The following is a 16049-nucleotide window of genomic DNA, read 5'->3' as shown; positions in this document are numbered from 1 at the left end:
TAAATTTGACCCTATTAGGCTTAACCCAAGGTTGGCAACACACTCGCAGTCAAACCACCGATAAATATCTCTAGTAAATAAAATGCGAAGAAAGCAACCATTGGTGATAAGTCGAGCATACCTAAATTCGGTGTAATGCGACGAAATGGCTCTAGTATTGGCTCTGCTAAGCTCATAATAATACCAATAATCGGATGCTCAGATCGGGTAAACACCACAATCCAGCTAACGATGATAGAACCAATCACTAAATAGCGACACATGCGTAAAAAATCTAACAATAGGCTAGTCGTACCTGTAAAAAATAGCGGTACAGGTGCAATACCTTTATGCGTCAATGCTGCCTTTCCAGAAATATCAATCAGACGAATCAAAAACATCAGCACGATAGCAGCAATACTAATACGGCCCTGTGCAACAGTCGGAAAAATACGTCCAAATACGTCGACGATATGCGTCGCTTTATAAGCAGGCGCAATCATCGGATTGCTCGCATCCATTCCCGCAAATTGCAACATAAAACGAATAAACACCAGCATCATAGCGAATGTGGTGACCAGATCAAAAATTTGAAATAACATGTTGTTCATGAAGTGCTACTCAATGTGGCATTATTAACAGATTCTAGGATGACAAATGTCATTATCAGATGCTGATGATTACATAAGATGTGTCGTCAGTTATCACTCACGGCACACCTTGTCAGTGTTTACTTACTCATCTCTTCACTTAACGCTTGGCTACGATCATAGCAAGCTTGCATGGCTTCGCCGATTTGACGACCAATATCATTGGCTTGCATTGACTCAACCGCTGCCTGAGTCGTACCGTTCGGTGAAGTCACTTTACGACGCAGTTCAGCTGGTGCATCATCACTGTTCATCGCCATTTTTGCAGCACCCAACATAGTCTGCATAGCAAGCGCTGAAGCTTGTTCTTTATCTAGCCCTAGTGCAACTGCCCCATCGACCATCGATTCAATGAAGTAAAACATATACGCTGGTGCTGAACCTGATACGGCTGTAACGGCATGCATATGCTCTTCGTCATCGACCCACATGACCAAACCTGATGCTTCCATAACGGCCGTTGCTAGCTGCTTCTGTTCTGCTGAGATATTGTCTGTACCATAAAGGCCCGTCGCACCCATCTGAATCATAGAAGGCGTGTTTGGCATTGCACGGACGATATTGCTATAGCCACCTAGCATGTTTGACAAAAGATCAGTCGATAAGCCTGCCGCTACTGAAATGACCAGTTGAGTGTCTAATACATCTGCAAAAGCACTTACCACCACTTTCATCATCTGTGGTTTTACTGCGAGCACCACGATATCAGCACCGATCACAGCAGATTTTGGATCAGCCATTGGATCAACAGTATTTAGACCTTTGGCGGCTAACTGCTCACGTACATCGCTGCTAGGATCGGCGACCGTGATTAGATTTGGCTGGATGTCACAACCCACAAGCCCACTAATGAGCGCCTGTGCCATGTTTCCGCCACCAATAAAACTGATTTTTTTATTATCTAATACCGACATACTTGTCTCCTAGTCACAAAATTCAAAGGTATTCAACTTAACATACTGATATATAAAACGACACTCAGTTTATCATACTGCCACTACCACCGTTTGATAAATTAAAAATGTCACATCTGACATCAACTTGATAAAAATCAATGAGTCAGCAAACAGCTATCGAACTTTTAACACGTTGTATTTAGACTGAGCTTGCTTTTAATGTACTCAGCCAATTGATTGCTTTTAACATGGCTATCCATCTGATTAGAACTCAAAAGCCAATTCTCAAATGGTGATACTAGTAATAGAGGAATATCAGCTTGCATGTCACTTCCATCTTCGAAGTCGTTTATAAAAGCGATGCTGACAACCATTAAGCTTTCTCGTAGCCATAATGGAATCCCAAGCGTTTGATACAGCTTCTTACCTGCTTGTGGGCGCGTAGCCATCTCAGTTTTTAACCGTTGCTTACGGTCTAGCGGCGCTACTTTTAACACTGCCTGCTGTGCTATACCGTCCGCCCTGTTTTCTAGCAATTGTTTCAGCGCATCTGCTTTTACTTGCAATTGCCAAATATAACGATCGCTACTACGTATGATGAGTGAGATTGAATTATTATCAGCTGAATGACTAAATAAGTTATTAGATAAATTTAGTTTATGCAATGGTAGCACATGCTCGGTCAGCGATACGTTGAGCCAAGATAGCCACTCGCTGCTCAGACGATAGAGCTGCTGACGATAGCGACGAACAGTATAGGGTTGCTTGCGACCTTGCCAAAACAGTTCTGTTTGATGATCTTGGTCATCACGTTGACTGAGAGTTAGCACATCATCGACGAGTTGCTTAGCAGGCGGTAACGGCTCATCTTGACCCAACCAATAGTGCAATAGTTGCCGCTGCCGATACATAGGTAGATTTTGTAACGTATCGATATTTAGCACGCGCTGTGCAGGTAAAAGTTGCAGGTCTGTACTCTCCGTCTGCTGCATGTCCTGCATAGCTTGAGCATTGACTGTTTCCTGTGCATCACTTAACAGCTGCGCACTTCGAGCGATATTATCAATGGCATTGGGGTTATACGTAGCCAATACCGGCATAATATCGCGGCGTAGACCGCTACGTACGTTATCGCCGCTGTCATTAGTAGGATCATCTATATAAGGCAGCTCTAAGCGCTTGGCGTAGGCGCTGATAGTGGCGCGCCTGACAGTGAGCCAAGGTCGCCACAGTACATTGCGCCGATCACTTTGCGTTTGCACTCGCCATGTCTGCATACCAGAGAGACCATTGACTCCAGCGCCTTGAATCAAGCGCATTAGCACTGTTTCGGCTTGGTCATCAGCATGATGCGCTAATAGCAATACATCGTCTTGGTTGATATGAGCCCGCATGATGTTATAACGGGCTAGCCGCGCGGCTTGTTCATCATGTCCATTCACTTGTGCCTGTAGAATGCGACAAGGTATCTGCTGCGCTTGCGCCCAATTGGTAACATGCTTGGCCCAGTACTGACTATCCGCTTGTAGGCCATGATCGACATGTAACAGCTGCGGCAGACATGGCAATCTACCTTGTCGATAGAGCTGCACACACAGCGCCACAAGTGCCAATGAATCACGCCCACCACTACAGGCTAGCCAAAGACGACGACCATGTAACTGATCACTATACTCTGACATACTGCTCAAGAAAGCTGTCGCCAGAGTCTCATCAACTGGCAAATCGGCAATTGATTTAATAGGATGCGAGATAATTGCGCTGCTGGTCATAATCAGCCTTAGTTATTGAGTGTTGATATATTCATTACTAGACAGCTGTGTAATTACCTATGTTAATTACTGCCTTGCGTTAAAAGTTTTATATTAAGAGCTTTACATAGTAACAGTCATAAAAAAAACGCGTCATTAAATGACACGTTCTTATTTTAGCATTAAGACTTAGACTCTAATATTAAAAGCCCATTATTAGGTGGCTTAACGATAAAGGCGCCGTAGCAACTAATTAAGCAGGCAACATCACTTCTGAGTTAAAAGACTTTAGCTTTTCGTAGCGTAGCTCACAACGCTCTTGAGGGTCTAAATCTTTGATTTCATCGAGCTGTTCAGTAATTAATGCTTTTAAGGCATTCATCACAGGTTGTGGTTGCACATGTGCGCCCTCACCCTCTTCGATAACAGCGTCAATCAAACCCAATTCATAAAGGTTAATGGCGTTTAGTTTCAGCGCTTCACTAGCATCCTGCGCTTTTTCAGCGGTTTTCCATAGAATAGAAGCACAGCCTTCTGGCGAGATCACTGAGTAAATGCTGTTTTGTAGCATATTTACTTTATCACCGACACCAATTGCCAATGCACCTCCTGAACCGCCTTCACCAATGATAGTCACAATCACAGGCACTTTCAGGCTAGAGAATACAGCGATGCTCTCTGCAATCGCTTGCGCTTGTCCGCGCTCTTCTGCACCAATACCAGGGTAAGCACCTTGGGTGTCTACAAAGGTCATCACCGGAATATTGAAACGCTCAGCCATTTTGACTAAACGAATTACTTTGCGATAGCCTTCAGGGTTGGCCATACCAAAATTATGAGCAATACGCTCACGGGTGCTACGACCACGATGCTGACCAATTACCATCACAGGCTGACCATCAAAACGCGCAAGACCGCCTAAAATGGCTTTGTCATCGGCAAAAGCACGGTCGCCATGCAACTCGTCAAATTCGGTAAAAAGCTGATTAACATAGTCCATAAATAATGGACGCTTGGCGTGTCGTGCAAGCTGCACACTATCCCAGACAGTGCTCATAGACGCTTCCCTTTAATAATTATACTTAATGTATTTATGTTTAAGAATAATATCGTTATCCGTGTTCAGATAATGAAAGTACAGTTGTAAACTCAATAGGAGCTATAGTAGCACATCTTATATGGCATGACATTATCGACAACACCGCTTTTGTTACGTTAATCTTTAACTCGATACTTACAATGGTAACTGCTCAACCTCTTGAGTCTCAGCCTCTTGAGCTTCAATCACACTAAGCTGTATGCCCCATTTGGCAAACTGGTCAATCTCAGTACGCAAATCTGCCAGCAAGAACGCGTAATGCTCACTGCTATCAGCCAAGGTAATTTGCCAGCTATTTTCAGTAACTACTTTTAGTTCTAGCTCTGGTAGCGCATAGTCACTGCGGCTATGATGCGCTAGTACAGCGAGACGCAACAGCAAGCAGAGATAAACCAACTGATCGCCACCGATCTGACAGGTCTGATCCAGCATGTCGGCTTTGAGCTTGCGACGATGATTAAGCATCAGTTGCGCCATACGTTTTTGATCGACTTGCGAAAATCCTGGAATATCAGAATACTCAAGCAAATACGCACTATGCTTATGATAGCTGCTATGACTGATCGCTAGCCCTATCTCATGCAAAAAGGCAGCACGTCTGAGCAAGTCGCAATCATCATTGGTTAGCGTCAGCTTGTCTTTTACTTGTTCAAATAGATGGCGACTGGTTTTTACCACTTGTTTGGCTTGCTTTTTGTCCCCTGAATAGCGCTTAATTAGTGCCAATACACTACGGTCACGCACATCTTCGCTAGCAAAACGGCCAAGCATATCGTACATAACGCCTTCACGTAACGCGCCATCTGAGTAAGTAATGGTTTCAACGCCCAACACTTTCATCACTGCGCGCAGTACTGCCACGCCAGCAGGAAATACCGCTTTACGATGTTCTTTGACGCCTTCTAAATCGATGTCATCAATATTGCCAATCTTAATCAGCAATTTCTCTAATTTTTTGACGCCTTTATAAGTAATGCGTTCTTGCTCATCCGCCCAACCTTTAGATACGAGGACATTACGCACTGCCTTGATTGTGCCGCTTGAACCAACCACACTGCTCCAGCCCGTCTTTTGATAGCGACCATTGATGGCTAAGACTTCTTTGCGCGCACCTGAAATCGCGCTACTAAAAGCTTCTTTGGTAATCAGGCCGTCAGCGAAGAATTTTTGCGTAAAAGAAACACAGCCCATCTGTAAGCTTTCAGTCAATAATGGGTTGAACTCTTGACCAATAATGAACTCTGTCGAACCGCCACCAATATCCATAACTAAGCGTTTGTCACTACTCTCATTGGTATGCGACACACCTAAATAAATCAATCGCGCCTCTTCACGGCCAGCAATAATCTCAATAGGTTTTGGTAAAATTTTATTGGCATGGGAAATAAAGTCGTTGGCGTTTTTGGCTTGACGCAACGCATTGGTCGCGACCACACGAATACGCTCTGGTGGTACTGAGTCCAAACGCGCTACAAAGCGGCTCAAACAATCGAGACCACGCTGCTCGGCAGCTGCACTTAGAATATTATTTTCATCTAAGCCTGCAGCGAGCTGTACCTTTTCAGACATCGAGACTACTTTTCGCACTTCCCCATGGTCAAGACGAGCAATAGCTAAATGGAAACTGTTGGAACCAATATCGATGGCTGCCATCATTTCATCATCGCCAATTGGCGGATTCGTAAGGTAGTCAATAGGCATAGGACAAGTCGTCACCGTGTTAGAGAGAGTGGATAGTTTACCAAAATCACGTGCTATATAGTTATAAAATCACATGTATAGAAAAAAGTAGTAACCACAAAAATCAGGGCAATTTTGTCATTAAAGCATTTATGCCAACCACTCGCAAGCAATGCAAAACTATAGCGGAAACATCAAGAAGTAACCTATGAGCTGACAGGTATCACCTCAGCATCTAACGCTTGTGTTACGCATATCGGTTTGCTACATTGAAAGCTATCAATATCATCATAAAAAACCGTTATTTACAGATTTTTTACTCGTATAGCTGACCTCATAAACTATTAACTGTTTGGTTAAAAATACCTGTGACTGATGGCTCTTAAACTCACCAGCAAGGAAGCTAGTCATATGAATCAGACCACCACAAAAGACGCTACCCAAAATACTGAAACCCCTGTCAGTAGCGCTAAAAAAGATATGATAAAAACTGAAACATCGTCTAAACAGGCATTTTATGATTTTTACTTAGATGAGCATCAAAATATGGCTTGTCGCCGCCTACATTTTGCAGGCAGTAGTTTTGGCTTATTAGGACTGGCAAAGTCTATCAAAACTGGCTCAGCTAAGCCTTTGGTAAAAGGCATTGCCGCTGGATACGCCTGTGCATGGGTTGGACATTTTTTCTTTGAAAAGAACAAACCCGCTTCTTTTAAATTTCCATTGAAAAGCTTTATTAGCGATTTTCGTATGTATAGCGATGTGCTACGAGGCAATCTAAGCTTGAGAGATCGTAAGTTTGATAAAGTGCGATAAAGCTTAGTCGTCATATAAGTTAAATAAACAAAAACAGGGCTGCTAAAAATAGCAGCCCTGTTTTTGTTTATTTTAAGAATTACCTCGATGTCACTCTTATAAGTGAAATACACTGCTCATTTATCGCAGTTCTTTACGCAAAATTTTTCCGACTGCCGTCTTAGGAAGCTCATCGATAAACTCATAGGACTGTGGACGCTTATAACCAGTTAGACGCTTGCTCGCAAAGTCTTGTAGCTCTTCTACGGTGAGATTCGCCTCTTTTTTGACTACAAATGCTTTTGGTACTTCTCCGCTATGGTCGTCTGCTACCCCGATTACAGCGACTTCGAGCACCTTAGGATATTCAGTCAACGCAGCCTCTACTTCATTGGGATATACGTTAAATCCTGACACCAATATCATATCCTTTTTGCGGTCAACGAGCGTCAAAAAACCTTCGTCATTCATAACACCAATATCACCTGATCTAAAGTAACCATTTGAAGTAAAAGTATCCGCATTATCTCGCTGCCAATAACCTCGCATGACCTGTGGCCCTTTTATACAGACCTCACCCGGTGTACCTGTTGGGCAGGTGTTTCCACTTTCGTCAATGATATGGATATCTGTCAAAGCAAGCGGCAATCCAACGCTGCCATTAAACTCTGTAATGCCAGACGGGTTAAAAGAAATAACGGGCGCCGTCTCAGACATTCCATAGCCTTCACTAATAATCATGCCAGTGACTTGTTGCCATTGATCAGAGACTGCTTTGATAATTGCTGTGCCGCCGCCGATAGATAAGGCTAAACGACTAAAATCTAGACTAGCGAATTTTGGATGATGCAGCATGCCAATGAATAATGTATTCACTGAAGGGATAACGTGAGGTCGGTGCTGTTCAATGGTATTCACTAAGCCATCGATATCGCGTGGATTGGTGACCAAGATATCTTCCCAGCCGCCATAAAGACCAAGCAAGCCGCAGACCGTAAATGAGAAAATATGATAAAGTGGTAAAGGGTTGAGTATTTTAATCTGCTCGCTACGATTGGCTTCAATCGTTGTACCAAACATCGCATAGCACTGGCAAACATTGGCCATGACATTGTAATGAGTCAACATTGCGCCTTTTGGCTTACCAGTCGTACCGCCTGTATATTGCAATAAAGCCAAATCTTCACGTTCGATCGTAACGGCTTTGAACGCTTCTGAGTCATAAGTTTGCATAATATGCGCAAACGTTATGTTGTGCTTTGATGACTCAGTTGTCGATTCAGCTGAAGCACCTGTTTGCTCATCTGTGTTCGCAGATTGTACTGAGCCAATTTGACTAAGCAAGGCAATATCGTTATCAGCAACACTAGGATCTATAGAACATCTGACTACCCACTTTAACTGTGCTTTGACTATATCATCTAACTGCTCATAAGCAGTACTCATGCCATCTAATACGATTACACCACAGGCTTGAGCGTCGGTGAGCTGATGTGCCAATTCGTATTGGGTATACATGGGATTGACATTGACCAGTACCACACCTGCACGTAGGCAACCCAATAGCACCACGGCATACTGCAATATATTTGGCAGTTGTACCGCTATGCGATCGCCCTTCTCAATACCTTGCGCTTGTAAAAAAGCAGCAAAACGTCGACTGGCAATATCTAGCTGCCCAAAAGTGAGCGTCGCCGCACCCATACTAAAAGCTGGTAGCTCACTATGTTGCTCAATCTTTGGTTGCAGTAGGTCAATCAGATTTTGCTTACCGTCTAATACATCCAAATTGTTGTCTAGGCCGTATTGGTCGTAAGCGGCTTGCCATAGTGGCGTGGTACTGCTAGAAGTGCTGGTATTCATTTGTTTGCATCCTTGCTTAATTGTCCAAATTTATCTCAGAATATCATAACTTATTGTCTATTTTTCGGACGCACAGGCAAGAAATGTATAAGCATCAGTCACGTTAACCACTATACAAACAATCTTCGAAAATACTTTATCTCATTTCTAATATGACTATAAATAAGATGTCAATAAACAAAAAAAACCAGCAAAGACCATAGGAGGATCTTGCTGGTTTTTTAGACTGCGTCTTTTCAACGAGCTAATAGCTTAAGTGGCTAAGCTATGCTTTTGCCATTTCTGCAAATATCTCATCAGCCGCTTTGATTGATGCATCAATATCTGCATCGCTATGCTTGATAGACATAAAGCCCGCTTCATAAGCTGACGGTGCCAAATAAATACCGCGATCTAGCATACCGTGGAAGAAAGTATTGAATACGTCCATATCACATTCTGTCACGTCATCGAAGTTCTTTGGTGTTTCGGTTGCGCTATCTTTAACAAAGAACATGCCAAACATGCCGCCAAGCTTATTGGTACGTAGATGAATACCATGTTTGTCAGCTGCTGCTTGGAAACCGTCTACTAGGCGATCAACTTTCGCTGCTAACTCATCGTAGAAACCCTCTGCGGTTAAGTCTTCAAACATGGCGATACCAGCACGCATCGCTAGCGGATTACCTGATAATGTGCCAGCTTGATAGACACCGCCAAGTGGTGCGATGCAAGACATGACTTCTTTTTTACCACCGAAAGCACCAACGGGTAGACCTGCACCAATTATTTTACCAAAGCAAGTCAAGTCAGGAGTAATACCAAAATGTGCTTGTGCGCCGCCCAGACCAACACGGAAGCCTGTCATCACTTCATCAAAAATCAATACTGCGCCATTAGCCGTACACTCTGCACGCAACGTATCATGGAACTCTTGTGCTGGGATGACCATGTTCATGTTACCAGCGATAGGTTCTAAGATAACGCAGGCAATTTCTTCACCCCATTTCTCAAAGCAGTCCTTAATCGCTTGCGGATCATTATAAGGAATCGTAATCGTGTGTTTGGCAAAGTCAGCTGGAACACCTTTTGACGTTGGCTCACCAATATCAAGCATGCCAGATCCCGCTTTTACGAGCAGGCTATCTGAATGACCATGATAGCAACCTTCAAATTTAACGATTTTGTCACGCTGAGTATAACCACGTGCTAAGCGAATCGCACTCATCGTCGCCTCGGTACCAGAGCTAGTCATACGAATCATCTCAACGCTCGGTACGATGTCACAAATCTTGTCAGCAACCGTAGTTTCAAACGGCGTTGGTGTACCAAAGCTCAAACCGTCATCAGCCGCTTTTTTTACCGCGTCGATGACTTTTGGATGTGCATGACCCAGAATCATTGGACCCCAAGAGCCAACATAATCGATATAGGCATTGTCTTCAGTGTCATAAATCTTGCTGCCATTGGCACGATGCATAAAGATTGGCGTACCACCAACCCCTGCAAAGGCGCGAACTGGCGAGTTGACGCCACCTGGGATATGTTTACTTGCTTGTGCAAAGAGCTGGTCATTTTTAGTGCTCATAAGTTATTCTCTACTTGTAGGTTATATGTTTTATAAACGCTATATTTGATAAACTTTATAGCTTATATATTTTTATGCTGTCGTTGATTTTATATTTGTTTATTATCAAATCTTTCAAGCAATTTTGCTATTAAGCTTTTTTGACGACAGACGATTTAAGCTTCATTGGGCCATAGCCATCAAGTTTGCAGTCAATATCATGACCGTCAGTCGCATCTGGCAACAGGCGAATGCTTTTCGCTTTTGTCCCTACTTTAATCACTATTGAAGAGCCTTTGACTTTTAGGTCCTTAATCACAGTCACCGCATCACCATCCTGCAGTTCATTGCCAACGGCATCACGTATGACTGCATCTTGCTCTTCAGCTAGTGCTGCATCAGTCTCAGCCGCCGTCCATTCATGAGCACACATAGGACATACTAGTAACGCACCATCTTCATACGTATATTCAGCATCACATTTAGGGCAATTTGGTAAGCTCATTATTTCCTCGGCAGCCGTTGTATATTAAGTTCGTTGTAGAGCTGATATTGTACCGTAACTCATCATCTTTAACCAATTTGTACGGTTGAAAATCGAACGCTACGCCCAATTTAACACTTAACTCATCGCTTATTGGTGACGTTTTTTATGGCAGGGTTTTTTGTGGTACTCTTCTTAGCCTCATTTAGATTTATGTGCATAAATACTGTCAATGATAAAAGCGACCATATAAATTTTTATCACTTCGATTTACCCACTATATTATTAATAAATAAGCTCTTATCAGAAGGATAATAACAATGACTCAGTCTTCAAATCTATCAGCCGTACCGCAGTTTTCCCAATTAACTATCCAAGGCGAGGATGCCGAAAAATTCTTGCAAGGGCAATTAACTTGTGACGTTACCAAGCTCGGGCTCAGCTATCAGGCAGCCGCCATCGGTAACCTAAAAGGTCGTATTGAGTTTGGTATCTGGATTAAAAAACAGGCAGAGAAACATTATGATGTGGTTATTAGTGCTGATTGTGCTGATTCTCTACAAGCACATCTTAATAAGTACGGCGCGTTTTCTAAATTTAAAACCAGTGCACCAGCAGCAATTTATCCTTGCGTGCTAGCAGATGAGCCAACTTTTAGTCATAAAGATGACCATAATACCGATGAAGATACACAGGGTTGGATAGCGTGCAGCCTAGCCACTGGTAATTATTGGATCGTGGCCGCGACTCAAGGCGAGTTCCAACCACAAGAGCTGCGTCTACATCAGCGCGGCGGTATGGACTATGATAAAGGCTGCTACTTGGGTCAAGAAGTCATCGCTCGCATCTACTTTAAATCTGCGCCCAAAGCATTTTTACACTATGTGCAAGGCACCGGTGAAGCACCAAGCACAGGTGACAAGATCGATAAAATCCAAGTGGTCAATGCGATGAAAAACGATGAAGGCTTTACCGCTTTGGTCGTGGCACGTCCTGAACAGTTGGCAGAAAGCGATTTGAGCATATTGGACTTGCCAGCTGCTCTACAGGTAGATGTTGCACGTCCAAAATAAAAAGCAAATCGAATCAAGCAAGTGACGCAGCACAGGTGGTGGTAGTTTAATATAAAGCTACCGTCATAATTAACATGAGCATAGAGAATCCTATGGCACATATTGCGGTACTCGGAGCAGGCGTGGTGGGCGTGACCACCGCATGGTATCTACGTCAAGCAGGTTATGATGTGACTGTGATTGAGCGTGAGTCAGCAGCAGGTATGCAGACGTCATTTGCCAATGGCGGTCAAATATCTGTTTCACATGCCACGCCTTGGGCCAATCCTGCGACCCCAATGAAAGCGCTCAAGTGGCTGTTTAAAGAAGATGCTCCTCTACTCTACCGATTGCGGGCAGATAAAGCGCAGCTCAAATGGGCCATGCAATTTCTACAAGAGTGCCGCGCCGATAGAGCCGATGCCAATCTCGTGCAAATGGTACGTTTAGGTCTATATTCAAGAGATACTTTACAACAGCTGCGTGCGGATATCGGCATCGACTACGAGCAGCAAACACGCGGTATTATGCATTTTTATACTAATCAAGCAGAGTTTGATGCTGCTATCGAGCCAACTGAACGCATGCAAGCACTTGGCTGTGAGCGTCATGTGATTGATATTAATAATGCTGTCAACTTAGAACCAGCACTCTACCCAATTGCGCATAAGCTCACTGGAGCGACCTATACCAGTCGTGACGAATCTGGCAATGCGCATTTATTTACCCAACGTTTGGCGCAGCGCTGTATCGATGCTGGTGTACAGTTTTTATATGATACCGAGATTTTAGCGCTCAATGCTGATGCTGACTCTGCCCGTCCGCATGTACATAGCATTACCATCCGTCCAAAAGGCGAAAACGCGCAGACCTTTACGGCTGATAGCCATGTGGTCGCGCTTGGCAGCTATAGCGTACCTCTACTAAAACCATTGGGTATCCATGTGCCTATTTTTCCGGCAAAAGGTTACTCGGCTACGTATACGGTAAATCCGCGTGCGCCGCACTTAGCACCCTTTGTCAGTCTGATTGATGATGAGTTTAAACTGGTTACCTCACGACTGGGTGACAAATTGCGAGTTGCTGGTACAGCAGAATTCAATGGCTATAACCTAGACTTAAATACCACACGCTGTGAAGCAATCACTCGCCGTGTGCAGCAGTTATTTCCAAAAGGCATCATCGCAAACTCTGTGCAATATTGGACAGGACTGCGCCCTATGACCCCGTCAAACGTACCCCTGATTGGTCGCGCACACTGCGGTCAAGTCAAGCACGGTAGTCGTAATGCTTCAGCCACTTTTGACAATTTATGGCTCAACACTGGTCATGGTACATTGGGGTGGACCCATTCTTGCGGCTCTGCAAAGGCCCTGAGCTTGTTAATCCAAGGTGAAACCCCTAACGTGGATTTTGATTTCGTGGGTACGAGTATTTAATCTAATAAGATAGTAGAGAAAACAACATACTCTAAGATTATCTATAAAAAAGAAGGCGCTCACTTTATATAAGCACCTTCTTTTTTGTTTCTCAAAAATTAATTTACCTTTATGCTAGTGCGCTTTCCGCTATGGTCTCTGTAGCAGCAGATACACTATCTGCACTCATATCCAATGCTTCTAGTTGCACAGGTACACCATTGACTGCAGCGTTGCCACTCAACTGATCGATCAACGTCTCATCGGTCAAATCATTAACGCTGACACCTGCATGCGCTTGGGCAATCTTTTGTTTAACCCCTTTGCGTCCGTGACCAAAACCATGCGGGATACTGACCACGCCTGGCATCAGCTCATCCGTCACTTCTGCTGCAATGACGACACTACCCACTCGAGAAGTCACTCTGATATCTTGACCATCTGCAATGCCATGTTGCGCTGCCGTTTGCGGATGCAGCATCAACGTACAGCGAGTCTTACCTTTTACCAAACGATGGCTATTGTGCAACCATGAGTTATTACTACGTACATGACGACGACCAATTAGCAAAATCTCATCACTGTTGTACTGTTGCACCATTTCTTTAACACGAGCCAAATCTGACTGATAAAAATCAACATGAAGATGAATTTGTTTGTCGGCGTGCTTGATAGCCTCCGGTAACATACGGTGCAACGGACCCAAGTCGATACCATGCGGATTTTCGACAAGTGCTTCAAATGTCACGTCTTTATGAGGTCCATATTTTAGACCTTGTTCTAACAAAAATTTAGGACCAAATGCTTTTGTCGCGGCACGCTCTTTTTGTGTTGATTCTGGCGCATCTTTGTCTAAGCGGTCTGCCAGCTCTAGATAAATTTCCCAATCATGTTTGGTATCGTCTGTTTTATCAAACAAAACAGGAGAGTATTTGGCGACATTATGCACAGCAAAACCGTTAAAAGTAATGTCATAATGGTCACGCTCTAATGGTGATACAGGTGGCAAAATGATATTGGCATGGCGGCTAGTCTCAGTCACAAAGTAATCCAGTGAAACCATAAACTCTAGTTGTGATAATGCCTCGTCCAGCTTTTCACCGTTTGGCGTAGCAAGGACAGGGTTGCCTGCGACTGTCACGAAACCTTTTAGCTGGCCTTCCCCTTCTACCAGCATCTCATCCGCCATCGCTACCACTGGATACTCACCATTAAAATCTGGCAGGTTACTCACGCGGCTATGACGTTTACCTAGATAGCCTGGGCCTGAGCTATTCACAACATCGATAGCAGGATTCGGGAACATCAATCCGCCCACTTCATCTAAACGACCCGTGACGATATTAATGACCATAGATAAGTACTGGCTAAGCAAACCAAATTCCTGTACTGAAATACCCATACGGCCATAACAAACTGAGCTTTCTGCTTCACAAAACTCTTTGACGATACGTTTGATTTCGGCTGCGGTAATACCCGTGATATCTGCTACTGACTCAGGTGTGTATTGTTCAGCGAACAAAGCAAGTCGATCTATCTCTGGTGCCAAGGCGGCCGCTCTGCTATCGAGCTGAGCATAGCCTTGCGTATAGATTTCATTGAGCATAGCCAATAGTAGCAACACGTCCGTCGCTGGACGAATAAAATGATGTTCGCTAGCGATATCTGCGGTTTCGGTACGTCTTGGGTCAACTACTACCACCTTACCATCGCGAGCCTTGATATCTTTTAACTTTTGACGCATGTTTGGCGCAGTCATAATACTGCCGTTAGAAGCCAACGGATTGCCACCGATGATAAGCATGTATTGCGTGTTGTTTACATCAGGAACTGGAATACGCAGCATGTGACCAAATAGATGCATGCTAATAATATGATGTGGCAGTTGGTCAATAGATGTGGCAGAAAAACGACTGCGCGTCTTTAAGCTGTTAAGCAGATGCTTGATGGTCAACATACCACCCATGTTGTGTACGTTAGGATTACCCAAGTAAACACCCAACGCATTTTGGCCGTACTTTTGCTGTATGGACTGAATACCTGCAGTAACTTTATCCAACGCCTCTGGCCAACTAATAGACTTCCAACCATCTGCCGTTCTCTCTACAGGCTGACGTAAACGGTCAGGATCTTCATGCAAATCTTGCAGAGCGGTGGCTTTCGGACAAATATAACCTTGTGAAAAGAGGTCATTTTTATCCCCTTTGATCGACAAGACTTTTTCGCCATCATGTTTTATTTCGACACCGCACATTGCCTCGCACAATGTACAAGTTCTAAAATGCGTTTGCGTTTCGTCTAACGTTGGTGCAGCCGTGGTTGTGGCCATAGTAACTCTATATATAACACTTAGTAAACGCTCACTATAATTAAGTAACACTATAAACATAGCATATACAGACAGCTAGATTAAAAAATCCTATATTTAATATCACAAGGAATTGAGAACTAATTAATTATCCTTGTGTAATACGAACAGAATAAAAATTAAATAGTATTGCTATTAGTTGATATTGCGAAATAGAAACTAAGATAATTATTAAGAAATAAACCACACGCAACAAGTTCAACAAAAGGAATAATATAATGAACGAACATACTCTAAAAGGCGAATGGAACCAAATGAAAGGTTCAGTTAAACAGAAATGGGCTGAACTTACAGATGATGACCTCACTCACATCGAAGGTAGCCGCGATAAACTCGTAGGCCGCGTACAAGAACGCTATGGTCATAGCAAAGAAGACGCAGAGCGTGAAGTGGACGATTGGCGTGTAGAAAATAAATACTAATAGGCTTGTTTAACACTTGCCTCACTGAATAGAATAAAAAGCCGCA

Annotated in this window: 13 protein-coding genes; 4 read left to right on the top strand and 9 right to left on the bottom strand. The window is 43.6% G+C overall.

Going from position 1 to position 16049, the window contains the following annotated elements; genetic code table 11:
* Positions 1-20: 20 nt before the first annotated feature.
* The 5 genes from ACT3QQ_RS10395 to ppx form a co-directional block, all read right to left on the bottom strand.
* Positions 21-581 (bottom strand): YggT family protein, encoded by a 561-nt coding sequence (locus tag ACT3QQ_RS10395; protein WP_444527959.1) that lies wholly within the window; start codon positions 579-581, stop codon positions 21-23.
* A 128-nt stretch (positions 582-709) separates the two neighbouring features.
* Positions 710-1543 (bottom strand): pyrroline-5-carboxylate reductase, encoded by an 834-nt coding sequence (proC, locus tag ACT3QQ_RS10390; RefSeq protein ID WP_444527958.1) that lies wholly within the window; start codon positions 1541-1543, stop codon positions 710-712.
* A 167-nt stretch (positions 1544-1710) separates the two neighbouring features.
* Positions 1711-3297 (bottom strand): tRNA lysidine(34) synthetase TilS, encoded by a 1587-nt coding sequence (gene tilS / locus ACT3QQ_RS10385; RefSeq protein WP_444527957.1) that lies wholly within the window; start codon positions 3295-3297, stop codon positions 1711-1713.
* A gap of 232 nt (positions 3298-3529) precedes the next feature.
* The gene (locus tag ACT3QQ_RS10380) at positions 3530-4333 is read right to left on the bottom strand and encodes an acetyl-CoA carboxylase carboxyltransferase subunit alpha (RefSeq protein ID WP_444522629.1); all 804 of its coding nucleotides are present in this window, start codon (positions 4331-4333) and stop codon (positions 3530-3532) included.
* Positions 4334-4510: 177 nt separating this feature from the next.
* Positions 4511-6076: an exopolyphosphatase gene (ppx, locus tag ACT3QQ_RS10375; RefSeq protein ID WP_444527956.1), complete on the bottom strand. Its 1566-nt coding sequence runs from the start codon at positions 6074-6076 to the stop codon at positions 4511-4513.
* Positions 6077-6535: 459 nt separating this feature from the next.
* Between ppx and ACT3QQ_RS10370 the strand changes: the two genes are divergently transcribed.
* Positions 6536-6871 (top strand): Mpo1-like protein, encoded by a 336-nt coding sequence (locus ACT3QQ_RS10370; RefSeq protein WP_444527974.1) that lies wholly within the window; start codon positions 6536-6538, stop codon positions 6869-6871.
* A gap of 120 nt (positions 6872-6991) precedes the next feature.
* Here ACT3QQ_RS10370 and ACT3QQ_RS10365 read toward each other — a convergent pair whose 3' ends face one another.
* The 3 genes from ACT3QQ_RS10365 to ACT3QQ_RS10355 all read right to left on the bottom strand — a co-directional run bounded on the left by ACT3QQ_RS10365 (position 6992) and on the right by ACT3QQ_RS10355 (position 10764).
* Positions 6992-8713, bottom strand: a complete 1722-nt coding sequence (locus ACT3QQ_RS10365; RefSeq protein WP_444527955.1) for an AMP-binding protein — start codon at positions 8711-8713, stop codon at positions 6992-6994.
* Between the two features lie 265 nt (positions 8714-8978).
* A complete protein-coding gene (hemL, locus tag ACT3QQ_RS10360; RefSeq protein ID WP_444527954.1) occupies positions 8979-10280 on the bottom strand; it encodes a glutamate-1-semialdehyde 2,1-aminomutase in 1302 nt (433 codons plus the stop codon).
* A 130-nt stretch (positions 10281-10410) separates the two neighbouring features.
* Complete coding sequence (locus tag ACT3QQ_RS10355; RefSeq protein WP_427566095.1) at positions 10411-10764, bottom strand: zinc ribbon domain-containing protein YjdM; 354 nt, start codon at positions 10762-10764, stop codon at positions 10411-10413.
* A 299-nt stretch (positions 10765-11063) separates the two neighbouring features.
* On the opposite strand from ACT3QQ_RS10355, the gene ygfZ reads away from it, so the two are divergent.
* Complete coding sequence (gene ygfZ, locus ACT3QQ_RS10350) at positions 11064-11816, top strand: CAF17-like 4Fe-4S cluster assembly/insertion protein YgfZ (protein ID WP_444527953.1); 753 nt, start codon at positions 11064-11066, stop codon at positions 11814-11816.
* A 92-nt stretch (positions 11817-11908) separates the two neighbouring features.
* Positions 11909-13234 carry a D-amino acid dehydrogenase gene (locus ACT3QQ_RS10345; RefSeq protein WP_444527952.1) on the top strand — a complete coding sequence of 442 codons (1326 nt, stop codon included), beginning with the start codon at positions 11909-11911 and terminating at the stop codon, positions 13232-13234.
* Positions 13235-13343: 109 nt separating this feature from the next.
* Here the strand turns inward: ACT3QQ_RS10345 and ACT3QQ_RS10340 are convergent, their stop codons facing one another.
* Positions 13344-15542 carry a molybdopterin oxidoreductase family protein gene (locus ACT3QQ_RS10340; RefSeq protein WP_444527951.1) on the bottom strand — a complete coding sequence of 733 codons (2199 nt, stop codon included), beginning with the start codon at positions 15540-15542 and terminating at the stop codon, positions 13344-13346.
* Between the two features lie 257 nt (positions 15543-15799).
* On the opposite strand from ACT3QQ_RS10340, the gene ACT3QQ_RS10335 reads away from it, so the two are divergent.
* Positions 15800-16003 (top strand): CsbD family protein, encoded by a 204-nt coding sequence (locus tag ACT3QQ_RS10335; protein WP_444519895.1) that lies wholly within the window; start codon positions 15800-15802, stop codon positions 16001-16003.
* Positions 16004-16049: the final 46 nt, after the last annotated feature.

It is taken from the genome of Psychrobacter sp. AOP7-A1-24 (assembly GCF_052376235.1).
Classification (GTDB): domain Bacteria; phylum Pseudomonadota; class Gammaproteobacteria; order Pseudomonadales; family Moraxellaceae; genus Psychrobacter.
This window is presented reverse-complemented; position numbering and strand designations above follow the sequence as displayed.